Source organism: Streptomyces sp. NPDC002888 (assembly GCF_042888465.1).
Classification (GTDB): Bacteria; Actinomycetota; Actinomycetes; order Streptomycetales; family Streptomycetaceae; genus Streptomyces.
Window position 1 is genome coordinate 91,337 of record NZ_JBIAPU010000034.1, and the last position, 22,202, is coordinate 113,538.

The 22,202-nt window shown below is 72.5% G+C and carries 15 protein-coding genes; 5 read left to right on the forward strand and 10 right to left on the reverse strand.

The window, feature by feature from the left end:
- Positions 1 to 20: 20 nt before the first annotated feature.
- The 6 genes from ACFYWX_RS39715 to ACFYWX_RS39740 form a co-directional block, all read right to left on the reverse strand.
- The gene (locus tag ACFYWX_RS39715; RefSeq protein WP_389429937.1) at positions 21 to 1,622 is read right to left on the reverse strand and encodes a BTAD domain-containing putative transcriptional regulator; all 1,602 of its coding nucleotides are present in this window, start codon (positions 1,620 to 1,622) and stop codon (positions 21 to 23) included.
- A gap of 81 nt (positions 1,623 to 1,703) precedes the next feature.
- Complete coding sequence (locus ACFYWX_RS39720; RefSeq protein WP_389429939.1) at positions 1,704 to 2,729, reverse strand: NAD(P)/FAD-dependent oxidoreductase; 1,026 nt, start codon at positions 2,727 to 2,729, stop codon at positions 1,704 to 1,706.
- Positions 2,726 to 4,645 carry a ferritin-like domain-containing protein gene (locus tag ACFYWX_RS39725; RefSeq protein WP_389429941.1) on the reverse strand — a complete coding sequence of 640 codons (1,920 nt, stop codon included), beginning with the start codon at positions 4,643 to 4,645 and terminating at the stop codon, positions 2,726 to 2,728. The genes ACFYWX_RS39720 and ACFYWX_RS39725 overlap by 4 nt, the downstream gene beginning before the upstream one ends.
- A gap of 17 nt (positions 4,646 to 4,662) precedes the next feature.
- Positions 4,663 to 6,099, reverse strand: coding sequence for a radical SAM protein (locus ACFYWX_RS39730; protein WP_389429943.1), 1,437 nt, complete (start codon positions 6,097 to 6,099; stop codon positions 4,663 to 4,665).
- Entirely contained in the window at positions 6,096 to 7,523 is a 1,428-nt protein-coding gene (locus tag ACFYWX_RS39735; RefSeq protein ID WP_389429944.1) for a hypothetical protein, read from the reverse strand. Before ACFYWX_RS39735 ends, ACFYWX_RS39730 begins: the two co-directional genes overlap by 4 nt.
- A gap of 85 nt (positions 7,524 to 7,608) precedes the next feature.
- A complete protein-coding gene (locus ACFYWX_RS39740) occupies positions 7,609 to 9,498 on the reverse strand; it encodes an ABC transporter ATP-binding protein (protein WP_389429946.1) in 1,890 nt (629 codons plus the stop codon).
- Positions 9,499 to 9,618: 120 nt separating this feature from the next.
- Between ACFYWX_RS39740 and ACFYWX_RS39745 the strand changes: the two genes are divergently transcribed.
- Together ACFYWX_RS39745 and ACFYWX_RS39750 are read left to right on the forward strand one after the other, a co-directional pair.
- Positions 9,619 to 10,599: a YbhN family protein gene (locus ACFYWX_RS39745; protein WP_389429991.1), complete on the forward strand. Its 981-nt coding sequence runs from the start codon at positions 9,619 to 9,621 to the stop codon at positions 10,597 to 10,599.
- 223 nt (positions 10,600 to 10,822) lie between these two features.
- Positions 10,823 to 11,935: a mechanosensitive ion channel family protein gene (locus tag ACFYWX_RS39750; protein WP_389429948.1), complete on the forward strand. Its 1,113-nt coding sequence runs from the start codon at positions 10,823 to 10,825 to the stop codon at positions 11,933 to 11,935.
- A gap of 24 nt (positions 11,936 to 11,959) precedes the next feature.
- Here ACFYWX_RS39750 and ACFYWX_RS39755 read toward each other — a convergent pair whose 3' ends face one another.
- Positions 11,960 to 13,504 (reverse strand): M1 family metallopeptidase, encoded by a 1,545-nt coding sequence (locus tag ACFYWX_RS39755; protein WP_389429949.1) that lies wholly within the window; start codon positions 13,502 to 13,504, stop codon positions 11,960 to 11,962.
- 213 nt (positions 13,505 to 13,717) lie between these two features.
- Between ACFYWX_RS39755 and ACFYWX_RS39760 the strand changes: the two genes are divergently transcribed.
- Positions 13,718 to 15,937, forward strand: coding sequence for an NADP-dependent isocitrate dehydrogenase (locus tag ACFYWX_RS39760; protein ID WP_389429951.1), 2,220 nt, complete (start codon positions 13,718 to 13,720; stop codon positions 15,935 to 15,937).
- Between the two features lie 112 nt (positions 15,938 to 16,049).
- The gene (locus ACFYWX_RS39765) at positions 16,050 to 16,847 is read left to right on the forward strand and encodes an N-formylglutamate amidohydrolase (RefSeq protein ID WP_389429952.1); all 798 of its coding nucleotides are present in this window, start codon (positions 16,050 to 16,052) and stop codon (positions 16,845 to 16,847) included.
- 44 nt (positions 16,848 to 16,891) lie between these two features.
- Here the strand turns inward: ACFYWX_RS39765 and ACFYWX_RS39770 are convergent, their stop codons facing one another.
- The 3 genes from ACFYWX_RS39770 to ACFYWX_RS39780 are packed head-to-tail and all read right to left on the reverse strand — an operon-like array spanning position 16,892 to position 19,433.
- Positions 16,892 to 17,362: a hypothetical protein gene (locus tag ACFYWX_RS39770; RefSeq protein ID WP_389429954.1), complete on the reverse strand. Its 471-nt coding sequence runs from the start codon at positions 17,360 to 17,362 to the stop codon at positions 16,892 to 16,894.
- 5 nt (positions 17,363 to 17,367) lie between these two features.
- A complete protein-coding gene (locus tag ACFYWX_RS39775) occupies positions 17,368 to 17,943 on the reverse strand; it encodes an RNA polymerase sigma factor (RefSeq protein WP_389429956.1) in 576 nt (191 codons plus the stop codon).
- A 59-nt stretch (positions 17,944 to 18,002) separates the two neighbouring features.
- Positions 18,003 to 19,433: a S8/S53 family peptidase gene (locus ACFYWX_RS39780; protein ID WP_389429958.1), complete on the reverse strand. Its 1,431-nt coding sequence runs from the start codon at positions 19,431 to 19,433 to the stop codon at positions 18,003 to 18,005.
- Between the two features lie 203 nt (positions 19,434 to 19,636).
- Here ACFYWX_RS39780 and ACFYWX_RS39785 point away from each other — a divergent pair, with 203 nt between their 5' ends.
- Positions 19,637 to 22,201 carry a CHAT domain-containing protein gene (locus tag ACFYWX_RS39785; RefSeq protein ID WP_389429992.1) on the forward strand — a complete coding sequence of 855 codons (2,565 nt, stop codon included), beginning with the start codon at positions 19,637 to 19,639 and terminating at the stop codon, positions 22,199 to 22,201.
- Position 22,202 lies beyond the last annotated feature (1 nt).

The following is a 22,202-nucleotide window of genomic DNA, read 5'->3' on the forward strand; positions in this document are numbered from 1 at the left end:
CAGGGTGTCGGGTGTGCTCGTTACGGCAACCGGTGCGGCCGGAAGACGACGTCACCGTCATCACGACCGTCGGCCGACGGATCGAGGCACCCGCAGCCGAGCCTCCTGCTGCCGTACGGCTTCAGGGCGAGGTCCGGGGACGGCCTTCCCCATGGTTCGCCGAACCGCTCCCGGAGACGTTCGCGGTTCTCCGGGCCGCGGCCGGTATCACGAACGGGGTTTGACGGGCCGTCGGCCCCGATGCGCGGCAGTCCCTTCGGTGGTACGCCGGCCGGCTTCCGGCGTGCCGTCGCCGGGAGGGGCTGGTGCGGCCGCGGGGCGCCTTCGGACACGCGGACGGCGTCCACGACGTGGACGACGGCGCTCGTGACGGTGCCACCGGCGGCTGTCGCGGTGGGCGCGTGCCGTCGGTCCCGCGTCGGCCCTCGCCGGTCGGCCGAAGTCACGGCGTCCTCGAAGCCCGGTATCCGCTCCCGTCGGAGGATGGCCTGCTGCAGGGCGCCGAGTTCCGCACCGGGCTCGATCCCCAGCTCGTCCACGAACCGCTGCCGGATGTCCCCGTAGAGCGCGAGGGCGTCGGCCGGCCGCCCGCTGTGGTACATGGCCCTCATCAGCCGGGCCACCGGGCCCTCCCGCAGCGGGTGTGCGGCGGAGACCTCCCGCAGGCGGGCGATGGCCTGATCCGGCCGGCCCAGGGCGATCTCGGAGTCGGCCATGAGCTCCACGGCTGATATGCGGAGGTCCTCCATCCTGGCCGTCTCCGCGCGGAAGCCCACGGCGCCGTTCAGGTCACCGAGCATCGGTCCGCGCCAGAGGTCGAGCGCGGCCGAGAACAGAGCGTGCGAGGTCGACGCGTCCCCGGCGGCCAACTCCGCTCGCCCCGCGGTCAGGAGCCGTTCGAATCGCGCGCTGTCGACCTGCTCGTCAGGGACGTCCAGCAGGTATCCGCCCGACTCGCCGCGGATGACGGGCGCGTCCGCCCGCCCCTCGACCGGCGAGGAGAACAGGGCGCGCAGCCTCGACACGTAACTCTGCAGGGTGTTGACGGCACTGGCCGGTTCGCGCCCTTCCCACACCCTGTCCACCAACGACGAGGTCGGCACCATGCGCCCCCGGCACAGGAGCAGGGCCGCCAGCACGGCCCGTTGCCTGGCTCCCCCCACCGGTACCGGCCGCCCCGCGAAACGCACTTCCAGGGGCCCCAGGACCCTCAGTTCCCATCTTCCACCGCCCACTTGTCGGTCTACCCCCCTCCGGCACGCTCGCGCGCGCACCGCTTTCGCCACTGCCCCGGACACCCCGAGTCCGGGCTTTGACATGCCGACCGGTCGGTTCGGCGACGTTCCAGGAGTCCGCGGGCACTGCCCCGGACTGCCCCCCTTGGCCGTTCCTGACGGTTCAACGATCGACAAGTTACCCGCTTCACTGCATTTCCGCTGCCCTTCGACCGCATTTCCGGAATTCCTTTCGCACGCCGTTGACCTGCAAGGAAAGCCTCCACGGAAGCCACCTGGGCTTATTGGCGCGTTACCGACGGTACGGATTCCCGCCCACCGACAACCGGAATCGCGCCGCGCCTTCCGCACGCTTCCATTCGAAATCTTCGATTCCGCAATCCGCATACGACAACTGCTGCCGCACGGGCGGTGCTTGCGTTCCGTCGCGGTACGACAAGACGCACACCCAACCGCTCTTCCTCGCCGTCAGACTCCGTTGCCCGTGACGGCGACCCCACACGCGTCGATCTCGTGCCGCCACGCCGGTGAGGTGAACGCCTGCGGGTAGAGCCGGGCGCAGGTGGCGAGGTGGTCGTGGAAGGCCGTACGCAGGCGGGTGGCGTAGTGGGTGAGCAGGGGGCGCTGCGGTGCGCCCCCGGCCGCGGCGTGCAGGGTGTCCGCCGCGAGGAAGGCGGTACGCAGGGCCTGAGCCGTGCCGGTGCCGCTGAGCGGGTCGTAGCGGATCGCGCCCGCACCGACCAGGAGCCGGCCGGGCACCGCCGGGGAGCTGTGCAGACGGGGGGCGGCGGGGAGGGCGACCGCCGTCCGGGGCGCGTGCTCCAGTACGGGCGCCAGGGCCGACTGCGTCAGTAGCCTCGCCAGCAGTTCCGCCGGGCGGGCGACGGGGCCGGGGACCATCGCCTGGAGCAGCGCGCGCCCGCCGCCGAGTGGGGTGAGGTGCAGCCAGGCGAGGTCCGTGCAGACGAGGCGTGCGGTCCTCTCGTCCTGGCCTGCCGCCAACGGTGCTTCGCCGGCCAGGAGATGGCGCCGCCCGGCCGTACGGTGACCGGACGACCACCCGACGGCGGTGACCGTCCAGCGCCGTACGGCGGGCGCCTCACCGAAGGCCGGCTCGGCGGCCATCGCCTCGGCCCCGGTCACGTCGCCGAGCGCGTCAGGGTAACGAGCGGCGAGGCGATCGAGCAGACGTTGCGCCAAGCGCCCGCCGTCCACCACCACAGCCGGCTGCGGCAGTCGGCGCAACGCCCCGGTGCCTTCGGGTCCCCAGCACACCTCGCGGTACGTCAGCCGGTGGCAGTCGGCCAGGGGCTCACGGCCCCAGAGGGAGCGCAGCAGCTCCAGGGTGGGGGCGTTGAGCAGCAGCGGCCGGGGAGCGGCTTCCGGGGCGCGGAGCCGGACTCGCGCCCGATGCCCGCGGGCCAACAGCAGCCGGGCGCAGGCCAGTTCGGCCAGGCCCGTGCCGGTGATCTCGATTGTCGCCGCCCCGGTCATCGCAGGCTGAACGAGGCCACCAGGGCGCGGGCGCCCGTCTCCTGGCGGTCCATCAGGTCCTGGAGGTCCTGGAGGCTGCCGTCCGCGAGGGAACGGATGTTCCGCAGCACCTCGTTGACCGCTCGCGCGGCCGCCCGGGAGGCGTGACCGTCCGCCGTCGCCGCTGAGAACTCCGGTGCGGGCGGGCCGAACCGGGGTGCCACTCCCCGTGCGGCGAGCCGGTGGTTGACCTCGTGCAGGTTCTGCATGGCACGCACCGCCTGTGCGCGGAGCCGGCCTCCCGCGCTGTCCCCGGCCTCCAGGGTGACCCGCAAGGCGCCCAGCACCATCGCGTAGTCGAGGTCCGCGAGTTCCAGGAGCCGTACGTCCAACTCGTCGTCCGGGGGCGACAGTTCGCGCAGGTAGGTGTCCGGTGCCAGGCCGGACAGATGGCGTTGGACGTTGGTGAAGCGGTGGAAGTGGTCGTCGCCCTCGTCGATGATGAGCTTGATGAGGTGGGCCAGACGGTCGGCCTGGGGGAAGGCGTCCGGGTTGTGCAGGATGGTGTGGTGCAGCCGCACGTACATGCCGTCGATGCCGTCGGGGTCGAACTGGGCGCTCGGCTTCTCCACGGCGATGAACCACTCCAGTTGCTCCGGCGTGAGCCGCTCCAGCCGGAAGCGCCGGCCGGTCGGGCGCTGGATGACGAAGTCGTCGGCCGGGCGGTCGAGTTGGAGGGGGCGGCCCAGGGTGCCGAGGATCTCGTTGACCCAGCGCAGGTGGCGCATCTCGTCCTCGGCGATCGAGAAGATCTCCTGCGCCGCCGCGTGGACGCGCCGGACCGGGACGTCCTCGGGGGTGTCCGCGGGCAAGGTCATCGGGGCGGCGAGCGAGTAGTGGGCGTAGAGGTATTCGAGGCAGAGCGCGTGCTCGACGGTGGCGAGGCGGGTGAGCTCCTCCACGACCTTGTCCGGGTGCATCAGCGGGAGGCCGAGCGGGGCGGGCACGCCGAGGGCGTCGTCCTCGCGGCCGTTGAGGACCACCGGCAGGACGTTCCAGTTCATGATCAGCTCGGGGTGGTCGAGTTCCAGGCGGCTGCGGCCCCGGATCGTGGGCAGGTCCGGTGCGGGCGGCACGGTGGTGCGGTCGCGGCGCTGGAAGTTGAGGTTGCGGTACTCGCCGCCGGAAGTGGCGGAGATGTCGGGCTTGGAAGCGGCCCAGTAGTAGCAGCCGCACTCGCGGAAGTCGTACTGCCAGGGCGCGCACAGACTCCGGGTGAGGTCGCCGGGCTGGTACACGTCGGGGTCGATGACGCCCTCCGGGTCCAGATAGCGGGCCCGGTCCGCGGTCAGGACCGCCACCTCCAGGACGCCGTTGTCGTCCCGCTGGACCTCGCTGCGGTTCTGGACCCGCCAGCTGTTCAGGCCGCCGGGCACCCAGAACGCGCCGGGCGAGTCCTGGCCGGGGGCCCGGCCGACGACGACGGAGATCCTGCCCGGCAGCAGGTCGTGCACCCGGCGCCACATCTCCAGGCCGCTCAGGTCGACCGCGTGGAAGACCGGAGCCTCGTCCTCGCCCTGGTCCACGGTGGTCCGCCCGCACACGGCCCACAGATACAGCCGCCGCTCCTCCTCCCCCGCCGTCTGCACCAGGTCGTCCTCGGTGATGCCCTCGGCGGCGGCGACGCCGCCCGTCACCGCGATCAGGCGGGAGCCGGTGTCGTGGTGGAAGTCGAAGGTGAGGCCGGGGAAGAACGCCTTGTCGAGGTTGCGCTGGTCGAACTCCAGCCCGGGGAAGCAGTTGTCGACACCGCTCTCCGGGCGGGAGCCCGAGGGGTTGCCGCGCACCCGGTGGGCGGCGCGGGCGGTGAGGTTGCGGGGGAAGACCTTCCCCTCGGGCGGGGTGAGGCCGGCGTCCCCGGAGGTCGGCTGGTTCATCTGTCGGCTCCTTGAGGTCAGCGGGCGAGGCCGGCCGGGTCACTGGGCAGGTCGGATGCGGTGGGGAGGGTGAAGAACTCCGGTGTGGACTGCGCGAGTTCGACGTAGGCGCGCAGGCAGAAGTCGAGCCAGCCGCGGATGTAGTCGCAGCCGGGGCGGCCGCGTCGGCTCACCTCGTGGTAGCAGCCGCCGCCGCACAGGTAGCGGGCCCAGCAGGACCGGCACGGCTCGGCGCGGTCCACGTGCCGGGCGGCCAGGTGCCGTTCCCGGGCGGCGCGGTCGGGTCCGGCGGTCAGTGAGCCCATGGCGAAGTCGGGATCGTCGACGAGGCGGTGGCAGGCGTACAGGCCGCCCTCGGCGGAGGCGCTGAGATAGCCGGCGCCCGCCCCGCACGGGTAGGGCCGGTGGCCGCCCGTGTGGAGCTCGTACATCGCGGTCTGGAAGTTCCCGAACGGATACGGGCGGCCCGCCGACAGCTCGCGCAGCGCGGCCCGGCCGCACTCCACCATGCCGTCGAGGAATCCGGCGAAGGCGGCCGCGTCGATCTCGTACGCCGGATCCGGCGCGCTCACCACCGCCGCGAACCCGACCTCGTCGAAGCCCAGGCCGATCCCGTGCTCCAGGACGGCCGGCAGTCGTCCCGTGTACGGCGTCACGCTCACTCGCGCGGACAGGTGCCGGGGCCGCCCGTGCCGGTCCAGGACGGCCAGCCCGGCGCGCAGTCGGTCGTAGGCGCTGGCGCCGCCGGGTGCCCGGCGCAGCGCGTCGTGTCCGGCGCGGTCGCCGTCCAGGCTGACGGCGACGGTGAAGGGGTGGGCGGCGAAGAGCTCGGCGTCGGCGGGCCGGACGGTGGTCAGGTTGGTGGTGAGCGCGAAGCGGACGGCGTGCCCGCTGTCCTCGCCTGCCCGGACCGCGTACGCCACCACCTCGTGCACCAGGTCCCGGGCGAGCAGCGGTTCGCCGCCCATGAAGCCGACGACCACCCCGGCGCCGGGCGCGGCCTCCGCCAGCAGCCGGTCCACCGCGGCGAACGCGGTCTCGCGGGACATCGCCCGGGCGGCGCCGCCGAAGCGGCCCTCGTCGGCGTAGCAGTGGCCGCAGCTGAGGTTGCAGGCCTGCATCACGTTGAGCGACAGCGAGGAGAGCGGCGGTACGGCGGCGGGCGTGCCGTCGATGCGCGGGCCCGGCAGTCCGGTCTCGGCGCCCCACAGCGGCAGGCCTAGGCGGGCGGCGAGGGCGCTGTCCTCGGCGGGTTCGTGCGCCGTCGCCGTCCACTGCTCGAGGTGGGCGGCGAGATGCTCGGGCAGGTCGTAGATCCGGCTGCCGTCGGCGACGAACAGGTGGGCGCCGTGGGTGCTGCGGAACACCCGGGTCTCGGCGCCGAGGCCGGGCGGCCCCGACGCTTCCCCCGCGGGCTCCGGCGGGCGGCGGCCGATCTGGAGCAGCACGCTCATGTGCCCTCCTCCACCGACGCGCGCAGGGAGCGGACCCACGCCGTGAGGAGGTCGTACTGGCGGCGCGTCAGGTGCATCGGGTAGGCGTCGGAGCCGCGCACCGCGACCGGCATGCGGCGGTCGTACCACTCCTGCTCGTCCCGTGGGCCCCGGATGACCCGTTCGAGGAGGTCGGGCTGCTCCCGGAAGAGGTCCTCCAGGAACTCCAGCGCGACGAAACGGCGGTGGCGTCGGCGGCCGCGTTCGGTGAGGGCGAGGATGACACCGTCGAGGGGGGCGGGCGGGGTGAAGGTCCTGGCCCGGGCCTGGTCGGCGGGCAGGCCGAGAGCCTCGGCGGTGGAGAGGTTCTCCAGGGTGGCGCGGTCGTTCTGGGCGTCCACGTTGACCGCGTCCATGGCCTCGAGGACCCGCTCGAACAGGTCGCGCACCTCCAGCGCCGTCAGCTCGGGCTGGTCGGTGACGTACGCGCTCTCGCGGACCTCCTCCCGCTTGACGCGGTCCGCGAGACCGTCGGCCAGGGAGGTGAAGGGCCGGCGGTCGGGCGCGAAGTCGGGCGGGGTGACGACGATCCGGGCGCGGGCGGTCGGGCCGCCCGGGAGCTCGACGCCGATCAGTCCGTCGCACACGTCGTCGACGAGACCGAGGCTGACCCCGCCGTCCCGGGGCGTCGATCCGGCGAACAGGCCGGAGGGTGCGGTCCGTGCGTCGGTGGCGCCGGAGAGCGTGAACGCGCACCAGGCCGCGTCCGGTGACAGGAACAGCCGGTCCTCGGGCAGGACGTACCGCTCGGTGCGGTCGGGCAGGTTCGTGGGGCCGTAGACCGCGCCGGTGCCGGGGGTGAAGCGCAGGCGCAGCTCGGGGAAGCGGGTGTCCGGCCGGGGCAACTGGACGGAGCCGAGCGGCACATGGCGGCCCGGGGGCACGAGCGGCCGGGTCGCTCCGTCGGGCGACCGCCCCTCCAGCGGCCGCCGCCGGTGCTCGTCGCCCGGCAGCTCGACGGCGGCCTCGATCCGGTCGCCGCGGGAGCCGGTGCACTGGTGCGCCTTGAGGTTGGCAACGTGCACCGACCACCGCACGTCGGCGAGGTCGATCCCGAACGCGGTCAGCACGTCGACGGTGATCGGTTCGCCGGTGTGCCGCCGGCCGTCGGCGGAGGTCCAGGTGCCGTACAGCTCGAAGTAGGGGCAGATGGGGCGGAAGCCGTCGGCGTCCTTGAACCGGACCCGCTCCCCGGCCTCGGGCAGGCGCTCCGTCAGGGTGCCGTCCTCGTCGAGTTCGAGGGAGGGCGTCGGCTGGACGACGGTCTTGCCCGTGCCCCGGGGCGACAGGTCGCTGGGGCCGTAGTGGTAGTTGGCGCAGGGGGTGGGGGACGGGCCGAGGCGGGCGAAGGCGAGGGGTGGGTGGAGCCAGATCCGTTCGATCACCGTGAGTCTCCGTTGCTTCGAGCGATGTCACTCAAAGTAGCGAACTATCACGGTGCGTGCGCATCGGCCACGCCCACCTGTTCCCTCACCCCGCCAGGCGCACAGCCTCCTCCGGCCCTTGCTCGAACTGCGTCCGGTACAGCTGCGCATAACGCCCGTCGGCCGCCAGCAGCTCCTCGTGGGTGCCGCGTTCCACGATCCGGCCCGCCTCGACGACGAGGATGACGTCGGCGGTGCGGACCGTGGACAGGCGGTGGGCGATGACGACGGCGGTCCTGCCCTCCAGGGCCTCCGCGAGCGCCTCCTGGACGGCGGCCTCCGAGGTGTTGTCGAGGTGGGCGGTGGCCTCGTCGAGGATGACGACGCGCTGGCGGGCGAGGAGCAGGCGGGCGATGGTCATGCGCTGGCGCTCGCCGCCGGAGAGGCGGTAGCCGCGTTCGCCGACCACCGTGTCGAGGCCGTCGGGCAGGGACCGTACGAGGTCGTCGAGGCGGGCGCGGAGCAGGGCGTCCCACAGTTCGTCCTCGGTGGCGGTGGGCCTGGCCAGGAGCAGGTTGGCGCGGACGGTGTCGTGGAAGAGGTGGCCGTCCTGGGTGACCATGCCCAGGGTGGCGCGCAGGGAGGCCGCGCTCAGGTCGCGGACGTCGACGCCGCCGACGCGGACGGCGCCCTCGTCGACGTCGTAGAGGCGCGGCAGCAGCTGGGCGACGGTCGACTTGCCGGCGCCGGAGGAGCCGACGAGGGCGACGGTCTGGCCGGGTTCGGCGCGGAAGGAGACGCCGTGCAGGACCTCGGCGCCGCCCCGGGTGTCGAGGGAGGCGACCTCCTCCAGGGAGGCGAGGGAGACCTTGTCGGCGGACGGATAGCCGAAGCGGACCTCGTCGAACTCCACCGCCACCGGTCCCTCGGGCACTTCGCGCGCGTCCGGCTTCTCCTCGATGAGCGGCTTGAGGTCCAGCACCTCGAAGACCCGCTCGAAGCTGACGAGGGCGCTCATCACCTCGACGCGTGCCCCGGCGAGCGCGGTGAGCGGCGCGTAGAGGCGGGTCAGGAGCAGCGCGAGGGAGACGACGGCGCCCGGTTCCAGGCTGCCGCGCAGGGCGAAGAAACCGCCGAGGCCGTAGACGAGGGCGAGGGCGAGCGCCGAGACGAGGGTCAGGGAGGTGATGAAGACGGACTGGGAGGTCGCGGTGCGGACGCCGATGTCCCGGACGCGGCCGGCGCGGGCGGTGAACTCGGCCGACTCCTCCTCCGGGCGTCCGAACAGCTTGACCAGGGTGGCGCCGGGTGCGGAGAAGCGCTCGGTCATACGGGTGCCCATCGCCGCGTTGAGGGCGGCCGCCTCGCGCTGCATACGGGCCATGCGGCTGCCCATCCGCCGGGCCGGCACCACGAACACGGGCAGCAGCGCCAGCGCGAGCAGGGTGATCTGCCAGGACAGGGTGAGCATGACGACGAGCGTGAGGAGCAGGGTGACGAGGTTGCTGACCACTCCGGACAGGGTGTTGCTGAAGGCCCGTTGAGCGCCGATGACGTCGTTGTTGAGACGACTGACCAGCGCTCCCGTACGAGTGCGTGTGAAGAACGCGACCGGCATGCGCTGCACATGATCGAACACAGCCGTCCGCAGATCGAGGATGAGCCCCTCGCCGAGCGTCGCCGACAACCGTCGGGCCAGGACGCCGATCGCGGCCTCCGCGACCGCGATGAGCGCGATGAGCAGGGCCAGTCGTACGACGGTGCCCTCGTCGCCGTTCGACACGATCGCGTCGACCACGCGCCCGGCCAGGACCGGGGTGGCGACGGCCAGCAGCGCGGTCACCACCCCGAGCACGACGAAGAGCGCGATCCGGCGGCGGTGCGGGCGGGCGAACGCGCCGATGCGGCGCAGGGTCGTGACGTTGAAGGGGCGGCGTTCCCGCTCGGCGTTCATGACGCTGTGCAGCTGCGTCCAGGCGGTGGTCTCGATGCTCATGCAGCAGAACTTAGAACCTCAAGCATCATTGAGGTCAATGCCCGCCGGCCGTCCCCCCTCGCGAAGGACCCGATGACCGCACGTAAGCAGCCGTCCCCGCTCCCGCAACCCGTCGTTGGCATGGTGCCGAAAACCTGTCCCGATGTGACAGCGGTACCTCTCCCCGAACGGCGGCGCGTCCCCGTCCGCCAGATCCTGTGCCTGCTCCCGCTCCTTCTGGTCACCGCGGTCGCGGTCCAGCACCGGTCGGTGCTCGCCGAGGGCTTCGGCCATCTGCGGACCGCCGAGTGGCCGTGGCTGCTGACCGCGGGCTGCGCGACCTGTCTGACCTGGGTCGCCGCGTCCTTCACCCGCCAGGGCGCGGTCATGGAGCGGCTGCCGAGACGCCGGCTGCTCGCCACGCAGTTCGCGGCGGGCGCGGCCAACCATCTGCTGCCCACCGGCCTGGGCGCGAGCGCGGTCAACCTGCGGTTCATGACGGTGTGCGGAGTGCCGCTGGCGCGCTCCTCGGCCGCGCTCGCCCTGTACCTGCTCGCGGAGAGCATCGGCCGGGTGGGTCTGCTGGCCGTGCTGCTCATCGCCTTCCCCGACGCGCTGCGGCTCGGCACGCTCCTCCCCGAGGGGGCCCTCGGTCCCCTGCTGCTGGCCCTCGCCGTCATCGCGGTCGTGGCGGTGACAGTCCTCACACTCGTACGGCGACTGCGCACGGCGCTCTGTTCCTTCCTGCGCACCGCGCTCGGCGAGGCCCGCTCGGTCCACGCACGCCCCTCGCGGGCGCTCGCCCTGTGGGGCGGCTCCCTCGCCTTCCCCGCCCTCCAGGCCACCGGCCTCGCCGCGGTCGGCCAGGCCCTGGGCCTGCCGGTGCCGCCCGCGCACATGGCGGTCGCGTACCTGGCGGCGACGGTCGCGGTCGCCCTCGTACCCACCCCCGGCGGCATCGGCTCGGTCGAGGCCGCACTGATCGTGGCCCTGGTCGCGGCGGGCGGCCCGGCCGCCGTGGCCACGGCGGTGGTGCTGGCGTACCGGATCATCACGGTGTGGGTGCCGTTGGTGCCGGGGGCGTTGACGTTGGGGGCGTTGGTGCGGTGGAAGGTGATCTGACGTGAGCCCCTTTCCGGCCGGGACCGTGACGCCCGGGGAGGTGGCGGGGCGGACCGCTTCGGTACGAACTCACGTGCTGGATACGGCAGGATGAACGGTCGCGTCGGTCTGTGGGCCGGGGCGACCGCACTTCCCAGAATCGAGCAGGTGACTACGTGACGAGACTTCACATCCGGCCGTCGGCGGATCCGTTGGCCGCGGATCGTCTTCCCGGAGGTGACCGGTGACGCGTGCGCTGACCCTGGACGACCTGGTCCTCGCCGGAATCGCGCTGGTCACGGGCCTGCTGAGCGCATTCCTGCTGCGGACCCTGCTGCGCTGGCTGGGCAAGAAGGCCGACAGCACCCGTTGGAGCGGTGACGACGTCATCGTGGACGCCCTGCGGACGGTCGTGCCGTGGGGCGCCGTCGTCAGCGGGGCCGCGGCCGCGGGCGGGGTGCTGCCGCTGACGCGGACCGTTCAGCACAACGTCAACCAGGTGCTGACGGTGCTGTTCATCTTCGTGGTGACCGGGTCGGCGGCCCGGGTGATCGCCGGGCTGGTGCGGACGGTGACCCAGTCCCGCTCCGGTGTCGCGGGGTCGGCCACGATCTTCGTGAACATCACCCGGGTGCTGGTCCTGGCGATCGGCTTCCTGGTGGTGCTGCAGACGCTGGGCATCTCCATAGCGCCCATGCTCACCGCCCTCGGTGTCGGCGGTCTGGCGGTCGCCCTGGCCCTCCAGGACACCCTCGCCAACCTCTTCGCGGGCATCCACATCCTCGCCTCCAAGACCGTCCAGCCCGGCGACTACATCCGCCTCAGCAGCGGCGAGGAGGGCTACGTCGAGGACATCAACTGGCGTCAGACGACGGTCCGCGCGCTCTCCAACAACCTGGTCGTCATCCCCAACGGGGAGCTCGCGAAGACGAACATGACCAACTTCATGCGTCCCGAGCAGCAGCTGACCATCCTGGTGCAGGTGGGCGTCGCCTACGACAGCGACCTCGACCACGTCGAGCGGGTGACCATCGAGGTCGTCGCCGAGGTGATGACCGAGATCACCGGCGCCGTCCCCGACCACGAGCCGCTGGTCCGCTTCCACACCTTCGGTGACTCCCGGATCGGATTCACGGTGATCCTGGGCGTCGGCGAGTTCAGCGACCAGTTCCGGATCAAGCACGAGTTCATCAAGCGACTGCACCGGCGCTACCGCGAGGAGGGCATCCGGATCCCGGCGCCCGCGCGGACGGTGGCGTTGCAGCAGGGCGCGGTGGTGATCCCGCAGCAGCGCACCGCCGAGGAGGCGGAGGGCATGCCCCCGGTGCCCACCGCGCACTCCGCCCGCCTCGACTGAGACCACCTCAGGCCAGCCCGCGCCTCACAGCGTGGCCGAGTTGTCGTGGTAGTGCCCGTCCGTCCGGCTGTGCGGCCTGGCGAGCGACGAGGTCACCGGAGTGACCGTCCAGTCCGGGTGACCGGGCATCCGCGGCGTCGTCGTGCCGAACAGCCACTCCCGCAGGAACCCGGACACGTCCTGGCCGGAGACCGCCGACGCGACCGCGATGTAGTCCTCGGTCGACGCCGACGCGTCGCGGTACCGGGCGAGGAAGGCGCGCTCCACGGCGTGGAAGGCGTCCTCGCCGATCAGCTGCCGCAGCGCGTACAGGACGAGGACGCCGCCGAGGTAGCGCTGGCTGTCGAAGAGGTTGACGGCGTTCGGTGCGGCGACCGGGCCGGAGAGCTGCCGCCACTGGTCGCCGCGCGCGTAGGTGTCCTTCATACGGGCCTCCATCGTGGTGAGGCCCAGCGAGTCGGTCCAGCCGCGCTCGTAGCGGTACAGCAGCCCGTAGAAGTCGGCGTGGCCCTCGTTGAGCCAGAGGTCGGCCCAGGTGGCGGGGCTGACGCTGTTGCCGAAGTAGGAGTGGACCAGCTCGTGCACCATGTGCGAGCCGATCTTCTTCTCCTCCTGGAGCAGGTAGTTCGGCTTGTAGAGGGTGAGCGTCTGGGTCTCCAGACCCGTGAAGTCGAAGGCCTTCGGGTCGTCGGAGTTGCAGGGCAGCAGTCCGTACGTCTCGAAGGGGTAGGCGCCCAGGCGCTGCTCGATCCACTCGATCAGTCCCGGCGTGAGCGCCAGCGCGGGCTCCAGGGCCTCGGCCCGCGCGGTCGGGACGACGTCCCGCAGCGGCAGCCCGTGTGGCCCCTGCCGGGGCTTGACGACGTAGTCGCCGACGGTGATCTGCACCAGCTCGGTGGCGATCGGCGCGCGGGAGCGGTACGTGTACGCGGTCCGGTCGCCGTCGAGGTGCTCGGTGCACACGAGCTGCCCGCTCGCCACGCCGCTCAGCCCGCTGGGGACAGTCACGCGGAAAGTGAAGTCGGCCTTGTCCGAAGGGTGGTCGTTGCACGGGAAGACGGTGTGCGCCGAGTTCGGCTGGGGGCACACCGCGAACCCGTCCGGCGTGGGGACCCAGGCGGTGTGCGGGAGGGCTCGGCGGGGGTCGGCGGTGTACTCGACGCGGACGGTGGTGCGGGCCTGCTTCGGCAGGGGCTCGGCGGGGGTGATCCGCAGCTTCTCCTCGGCCTGCTCGAAGGTGGCGGCCCGGCCGCCGACGCGGACGGTCCGTATGTCCAGGCCCAGGGCGTCGAGGGAGAGGCTGCTGAGGCACTCGGTCGTGCGGAGGGTCAGGGTCGCCGAGGCGTCGACCAGCGTGGTCGTGGCGTCGTAGGCGAGGTCGAGGTGGTACGCGCAGACGCGGTAGCCGTCGTTGCCCAGACTCGGGAAGACGGGGTCGGCGAGGGTCTCGGGGCCCGGGGTGCCGCTCTTCTTCGAAGGCGCCGCGTGGGCCGAGGGGGCCGCGGTCAGGGCCGCCGCGGTGCCGATCAGGACGGCCGCCGGGGCCGTCACTCTGGTGCGATATCTCATGGTCCGCTTTCGCTCGGGCGGCCGAGTGGTCGGGCCGGCCGCCGGGATCATTGGGCGATCACTCCCGCTGACCGCACGAACGGGCAGTCCGGTTGCCTGGAAGCGGCAGTTCGGCGAACGTCCTGCACATGTGTGCGGTCCCCTGTCGAGTCCGGGTCGAGCACGAGATATCTTGATGTCGAGCAATGTTGCAGACGTGGAGCGGAGCACCCGGTGACTGACTCGACCATCATCTATACGCACACTGACGAGGCCCCGGCCCTGGCGACGTACTCTTTCCTGCCGGTGGTCCAGACCTACGCCTCGCAGGCGGGTGTCACTGTGGATACCCGTGACATCTCCCTGGCCGGGCGCATCATCGCGGTCTTCCCGGAGTACCTGACCGAGGACCAGCGCATCCCGGACGCCCTGTCCGAGCTGGGCGAGCTGGCCAAGACGCCCGAGGCCAACATCATCAAGCTGCCGAACATCTCGGCGTCGATCCCGCAGCTCAAGGCCGCGGTCGCCGAGCTGCAGGCGCAGGGCTACGCGCTGCCGAACTACCCGGACGACCCCAAGACGGACGAGGAGCGGGAGATCCAGGCCCGCTTCGACAAGGTCAAGGGTTCCGCCGTGAACCCGGTCCTGCGTGAGGGCAACTCCGACCGCCGCGCCCCCGCGTCGGTCAAGAACTACGCCCACACCCACCCGCACCGCATGGGCGCCTGGACCTCCGAGTCCAAGACCAACGTGGCGACCATGGGTGAGAACGACTTCCGCTCCACCGAGAAGTCCGTCGTGATCTCCGAGGCCGGTTCGCTGCGGATCGAGCTGGTCGGCGACGACGGCTCCACGAAGGTCCTGCGCGAGTCGGTACCGGTCCTCGAGGGCGAGGTCGTCGACGCCTCCGTGATGCGCGTGGCCGCGCTGCGCGAGTTCCTGACCGCGCAGGTCGCCGAGGCCAAGGCCGCGGGCGTGCTGTTCTCCGTGCACCTGAAGGCCACGATGATGAAGGTCTCCGACCCGATCATCTTCGGTCACGTGGTGCGCGCCTTCTTCCCGAAGACCTTCGCGAAGTACGGCGAGGCGCTCGCCAAGGCGGGCCTGACCCCGAACGACGGTCTGGGCGGCATCTACAAGGGCCTGGAGGGCCTGCCGGAGGGCGCCGAGATCAAGGCCTCCTTCGACGCCGAGCTCGCCGAGGGCCCGGAGCTCGCGATGGTCGACTCCGACAAGGGCATCACCAACCTGCACGTGCCGTCCGACGTGATCGTCGACGCCTCGATGCCGGCCATGATCCGCACCTCCGGCCACATGTGGGGCCCGGACGGCCAGGAGGCCGACACCCTCGCGGTGCTGCCGGACTCCAGCTACTCCGGCGTCTACCAGGCCGTCCTCGACGACTGCCGTGCCAACGGCGCCTACGACCCGTCGACCATGGGCTCCGTCCCGAACGTCGGCCTCATGGCGCAGAAGGCCGAGGAGTACGGCAGCCACGACAAGACGTTCGAGATCCCGACCACCGGCACGGTCCGCCTCGTCGACCAGGCCGGCAACGTGGTGATCGAGCAGACCGTCTCCGCCGGCGACATCTTCCGCGCCTGCCAGACCAAGGACGCCCCGATCAAGGACTGGGTGAAGCTGGCCGTCACCCGCGCCCGCGCCACCGGCGACCCGGCGGTGTTCTGGCTGGACGAGACCCGCGCCCACGACGCCAACCTGATCGCCAAGGTCAACGCGTACCTGCCGGAGCACGACACCGAGGGCCTCGACATCCGGGTCCTCGCCCCGGTCGAGGCGACCAAGCTGTCGGTGGAGCGCATCCGCCGCGGCGAGAACACGATCTCCGTCACCGGCAACGTCCTGCGTGACTACCTGACCGACCTCTTCCCCATCCTGGAGCTGGGCACCAGCGCCAAGATGCTGTCGGTCGTCCCGCTGATGGCGGGCGGCGGCCTGTTCGAGACGGGCGCCGGCGGCTCGGCGCCGAAGCACGTCCAGCAGCTGGTCAAGGAGAACTACCTGCGCTGGGACTCCCTGGGTGAGTTCTTCGCGCTCGTGCCCTCCCTCGAGCAGTACGCCACGGCCACGGGCAACGGCCGCGCCAAGGTCCTCGCCGACACCCTCGACCGCGCCACGGCGACCTTCCTCAACGAGGACAAGTCCCCGACCCGTCGCGTCGGCGGCATCGACAACCGCGGCAGCCACTTCTACCTGTCCCTGTACTGGGCGCAGGAGCTCGCGGCGCAGACCGACGACGCGGACCTGGCGAAGGCCTTCGCCCCGCTCGCCGAGACGCTCACCGCGAACGAGCAGAAGATCGTCGAGGAGCTGGCCGCGGTCCAGGGCAAGCCGGCCGACATCGGCGGCTACTACCAGCCCGACCCGGCCAAGGCCGCCGCGGTCATGCGCCCGTCGGCCACGTGGAACGAGGCGCTGGCGTCCCTGAGCTGACGCGCCTCGCCCGACGGCCACGTCCGACGGCCATCTCGACCCCGCCCCGACCGGTGCACGTGCCCGGTCGGGGCGGGGCTGTCTCCACCCATACCACCCGCGGAGCCGCCCCATGACCCCTGCCGTACCCTCCTTCGAGCTGCTGGCCGGTGCCGGTGACTCACCGGTGATCCTGCATGTGCCGCATTCCGCGCGGGAGATACCGGCGGCGGTGCGGGCGGGGATCGTGCTCGACGACTCGGCGCTCGGGCGGGAGCTGGATCACATCACGGACGCGCACACCGCGGAGATCGCCGCCCGGGCGGCTCAGCTGTCCGGTGTCGCGCCCTGGCGGTTCGTGAACCGGCTGTCGCGGCTGGTGGTCGATCCGGAGCGGTTCCCGGACGAGCGGGAGGAGATGCTCGCCGTGGGGATGGGCGCGGTGTACACGCGGACCACGCACCGCGAGGCGCTGCGGCCCGAGGACACCGACCCCGGGCCCTTGGTCGCACGCTACTTCCACCCGTACGCGCGGGCGATGACGGACGCGGTGGCCGACCGGCTGGCCGCGGCCGGGCGGGCCGTGATCATCGACGTGCACTCCTACCCGAGCGAGCCGCTGCCGTACGAGCTGCACGGCGCGGGACCGCGACCGCCGGTCTGCCTGGGCACCGACTCCTTCCACACCCCGCCCGAGCTGCGGGACGCGGCGATTGAAGCGTTCGCGGAGTGCGGGGAGACGGGGCTCGACAGCCCGTTCAGCGGGGCGTACGTGCCGCTGGAGTTCTACGGCAAGGATCCGAGCGTGACCGCGCTCATGGTGGAGCTCCGCCGCGACACGTACATGACCGAGCCGGGCGGCCCGGCCGGCCCCGGCCTCGACCGACTGGCCACGGCCCTCGCACACCTGGTCACCGCCGTCTCACGCTGACGGTTCGCCCCCGCGTCTGGCGTCTCCGCCGACGTACCGGTGTCTCAGGCGCGCAGCCACTCCGTGACCACCACCTCCCCGCCGGTCCGCAGCCGTAGGGCGAAGGGGCCGGTGGGTGGGGCGTCGGTGGTGAAGCGGCCCATGGGGTCGGCCGTGAGGGCGGCGCCCGCGCGGGGGCCGTCCAGGACCTCGATGCGGGCCGGCTGGGGTGGCAGCAGCTGGCCCATCAGGCCCTCGGCGGTCACCTCGACGTCGACGGTCAGCTCACCCCAGTGGAAGGTCAGCATCCGCGGCACGTCCGTCGCCCCGCGGACCGGGATGGCGTCGACCAGCGAGTCGAAGGTGAGCTCGGCGATACGGGCTTCGAGGTCGTGCAGCGCGTACGCCTCGACGGCGACCTGCCGTAACGCGGCCGGGACGGGGTCCAGGATGGCGGCGGCCTCACGGAGTTCCCCCTCCAGGCCGTCGTCGTCGAACTCCCCGTTCGTACCGCTCGTACTGTTCATGTCGTTCATGTCGTTCACGAAGCTCCCCGTGCGTCGAGTCGGGCTCGCAGGCGGCGCAGGCAGCGCTGGCGCAGCGGCCCGATGCTGCCCACGGCGATGCCCAGCGCGGCGGACACCTCCTGGTAGCTGGGCGGTGGCGAGGCCATCAGGACCCGCAACAACTGCCGGCAGCGGTCGCCGAGTTCCTCGAACTCCTGCCACAGGTGACGGATCCGCTCGGACTCGGCGGCAGCATCCTCGGAGTCGATCAGCGACTGTTCCGGCGTACGGTCCTCGCTGATCCGGTCCAGAAGCTGCGGATCGTCCGTGGGCGTCAGCCGCCTTAAGCTCTTGATCACCTTCAGGCACTCGTGCCGCGCGGTGCTCGCCAGCCACGACCCCGCCTTGTGCGGTTCGCGGATCCGCCCGAGGTTCTGGGCGAAACGGAACCACACGGTCTGGTAGACCTCGTGGCCGTCGGCGTCGGAGAGCCGGTGGGCCCGCACCACGGACCACACCAGCGGGCTCATCCCTTCCACCAGCGCTTTCCAGGCCGCCGCGTCACCGTCGACGGCCGACTGGACGAGCGCGCCGACATCTGTACGGTCCACGGCCCCACCCCTCGTGTACGACGTGTCATCGTACGCCGCGGCGGAAGCCACTCCGGCACTCATGCGGAAGGCGGGAGCGGCACGACCGGCACCGGACGCCAGGTGGGCGGACGCAGGGCCGGCACGTGCGCTCCCCGGACCTCGGCGAACTCCGTGTTCGCGGCGAGCAGTTGCTGCCGGGCCGCGCGCGGGTCGGTCTCCTTGTGGGCCGTCATGTGGGCGGCGACGAGTCCGGCGACGACGGGGGTGGCGAAGGAGGTGCCGCTCCAGTGGGCGAACCCCTCGAACATCACCTGGTCCGGCTTGCCCGTGACGGTCTCCCGCTCCTCCGTCAACACGCCGGTGTGGCGCGGCGACTGGCAGGTGCAGGCGTAGGTGAAGCCGTACCGGCAGGCGTCGTAGGTGGAGTGCTGGTAGACGTACGGCACGGGTGTGCCGAAACCGGTGAGGGAGCTGGTGAGGCGCTCGCCGGGGGCGTAGATCTTCACCCATGGGCCGTGGTTGCTGAAGCAGGCGCCGAACTCGCCGTCGCCGCGCAGCGCGCCGACCGACAGCACGGCGTTCTCGTAGCCGGGCAGGTCGGCGTAGGCGGCGGGCCAGAACGGGGTGGCGCCGGCGTTGTTGCCCGCCGCGGCGATCAACAGGGTTCCCTGATCGCGGAGTTCGCGCATGAAGGCGTCCACGCCGAGCAGTCCGTCGGTGCGGCCGTTGGCGGTGCCGGCGGAGAGGCTGATGATGTCGGGCCAGCCGTTCACGTCGACGGCCTCGAAGAGCTTCTCGCCGAACTCGGACTCCAGGATGGCGCCGGCGTCGTTGAGGGTGTTGCGGGAGGTGATGGTGGTGTTGGGGGCGACGGCTGCGACGAGTCCGGCGATGAACGTGCCGTGGCCGACGTACTGCTGGAGGATCCCGTCGTCGTCGCACTCCTTGATCTGGAGGTCGCCTTCGGTGTGGGCCAGCAGGGGGTAGGAGCGGTAGTCGTGCATGAGGCCGGTGTCGATGACGAGGACGCCGACGGCGGTGTCCGGGTCGTAGGGGGCCTCGGCGGCCGCGGGGTTCGGCGGTTCGGTGGCGGGCACGGGCTCGTCGCCCGGGCAGGCGTTGACCGCGATCGACACGACGTGGTTGCGGCTGATGAGGCGCTGCCCGGTGCGGCCCTCGGTCTCCCTGAGGGAGCGCAGGGCGTTCGCGACGGCGTGGTCGCCGCGCCGGTCGCCCTGGCCGGGGTCGGCGACCTGGATGCGGGTGATGCCGGAGCGGTTGGTCTGCGGGCCCGCGCGGCGCACGTGGTCCTGGTCCAGCTCGGGGACGGCGGTGAAGTGCGCCCGTACGGTGTCCTCGACGACGCGGGCCTCCTCGCCGTCGCGGGCGAGTACGACACCCTTCTCGTAGATGAACTCCGCGGAGTCGTCCGGCCCCATCGCAAGAGGGACGTCCGGCATCGAGCGCTGGACCTGGTCGAACTGCTCGTGGAATCGCTGTGGTGCCATGGCGTGTCCTCCCGATGAGGCGGTGGTTCGTCAATCAGAGTCGCTGACCCGTCACTTGATACAGGTGATGCGCGGGCCGTCTGGGGCTGGCGCGCGTTCGGGTCGGGCGGCAAAACCGGGGCGCGGCCTGTGGGGAGCGTGTCCGGAGCACTACCATCCGTGGAGTGACAGCGGGAAACGACTCGGTTCTCGAACTGCTGCCGATGGTGTTCGCCGCCCCCAACGATGCGTTGGCCGGGGCGGAGCAAGTGCTTGACACCGATCCGTCGCCGTTGCACGCCTCCGTCGCCCACCAGGTGATCGGCATCTGGCAGCGGGACTGGGGCGACATGCGCCTCGCCCTGGACCATCTGCGGCGCGCCCGGGACCTCGCGGCGCGCGCGGACTCGGCCGAGCGGGAGGCGGACGTCCTGGGCACCCTCGGTGTGGCGCTGGTCCACGCGGGCCGCACCCGGCAGGGACTCGACGCGTTCGAGCGGGGTGTCGAGCGCGGGTCGGGCCACACCCGCGCGCGCGTGCTGTACCGCAGGGCCTATGTCTGGTGGGTGCTCGGCCATCACCGGGAGGCGCTGGAGGACGTACGGCGGGCGATTCCCGTACTGCGGCAGGCGGACGACGTCATCTGGACGGCGCGGGCACTGACCCTGCGCGCGACCGTGCACCTGGCGCTCGGCGCGGTGGACCGGGCGGACGCCGACTTCACGGCGGCCGAGGCACTGTGGGACACCACGGGCCAGGAGCACGACAAGGCCGACGCGGTGGAGAGCCGGGGGCTCGCCGCGTTCCGGTCGGGAGACATCCCGGCGGCGCTGCGGCTGCTGGACGAGGCCGAGGAGCGGTACGCCAAGCTCGGCACGCCGACGTTCATGCTGCAGATCCGGCGCTGCGAGGTGTTGATGGCCGCGGGTCTCGCGCCGGAGGCGCTGGCCGAAGCGGACGCGGCGATAGCGGTGCTCGACGGGATCGGCGGGCAGTCCACTCGGAAGGCGGAGTTGCTGCTGGCGGCCGCGCGGGCCGCCCGGCGGGCGGGTGATCCGCACACGGCGATCGCGCGAGCCCATCTGGCGGTGCGGCTGTTCGCGGGGCAGCGGCGCACCTGGTGGGAGACGCACGCGCGGCTGGTGCTGATCGAGGCGCGGGTCGCCGCCGGGCGCAGCTCGGGGCGGCTGGTCGCCGACACGGCGGCGGTGGCGGAGCGGCTCGCCTCCTTCGGGGCACCGGTGGCGCCGGAGGCTTCGCTGCTCGCCGGGCGGATCGCGCTCGACCTGGGCTGGACGACGGACGCGGAGCGGCATCTGGCCGTCGCCGCCCGCAGCAGACACAGCGGGCCGCCGCTGGCGCGGATGACAGGCTGGGCGGCGCAGGCGCTGCGGGCGCAGGCGGCCGGGTCCAGCCGGGGCGTGCTGGAGGCGTGCCGACGGGGCCTGGACGTGCTCGACGACCACCGGATGACGCTCGGCGCCTCGGAGCTCAGGGCCCGGGCCACGGAGCAGGGGGCGGAGCTGGCGGCGCTGGCGCAGCGGGCGTCTCTCGCCGGGGGCGGGCCGCGGCGGCTGCTGGTGTGGAGCGAGCGCTGGCGGGCCACGGTGCTGGCCGCGCCGCCCACGCGGCCGCCGGCCGACCCCTCGCTGCTGAGGGGGCTGACCGCGCTCCGGGAGATCGCGTCCCGCGCGGAGGCCGCCCGGATGGAGGGCCGGCCGGTACCGGCGCTGGAGCGGGAACAGCGGCGTCTGGAGCGGGAGGTGCGGTCGCGGACCCTGCACATGCGTGGTGACGCACCCGGCGACGGCTGCCGGTTCGACGCCGGGCGGCTGTTGGAGCGGCTGGGCGACGGGCGGCTGGTCGAGCTGGCCGTGCTCGACGGTCGGGTCCAGGTGCTGCTGTGCGGGCAGGGGCGGGTACGGCGGTTCGAGGCCGGACTGCTCGCGGAGGCGGAGGCCGAGGCCGAGCATGTGCAGGCCGGGCTGCGCCGCCTCGCGCATCCCGGGGCGGAGGGGCGGCTGCCGCTCGTGGAGGCGGCGGGGCGGCGTCTGGAGGAGTTGCTGCTCGGTCCGGCCGCCGCGCATCTGGGCAGCGGGCCGGTCGTGGTCGTACCGCCGGGGCGGCTGCACCGGGTGCCGTGGGCGCTGCTGCCGTCGCTGCGGGAACGGGTGCTCAGTGTGTCGCCGTCGGCGGGGAGTTGGCTGCGGGCGCGGGAGACGGAGCCGCCGCCGGGTGGCCGGCACGTGCTGGTGCGGGGTCCTGGCCTGGCCACGGGGGGCGCGGAGGTGCCGGAACTGGCGGGCCGCTACGGCACTCCGACGGTCCTGGAGTACGACGACGCACGCGTGCCCCGCGTCCTGGACGAGCTCGACGGGGCCGCGCTGGCCCACATCGCCGCGCACGGCACCTTCCGGGCGGACAGCCCCCTCTTCTCGTCCCTCCGGATGGCCGACGGCCCCCTGATCGTCCACGACTTCGAGCGCCTCGCCCGCAGCCCGTACCGGATCATCCTCTCCTGCTGCGACACCGCCCGCTTCGCCTCGGTGGGCGCCGACGAACTCCTCGGCCTGGTCACCGCGCTGCTCCCGCTGGGCACGGCGGGCGTGGTCGCCAGCACCGCCCCCGTCAACGACGCCGCCGTCGTCCCCCTGATGCTCGCCCTCCACAAGGGCCTCACCACCGGCCAGTCCCTCGCCGAGGCCCTCCGCGACGCCCGCACCACCCTCCCCGAGGACGCGGTCCACCAGGCGACGGGGTGGGCGTTCACGGCGTTCGGGGCGGCGTGAG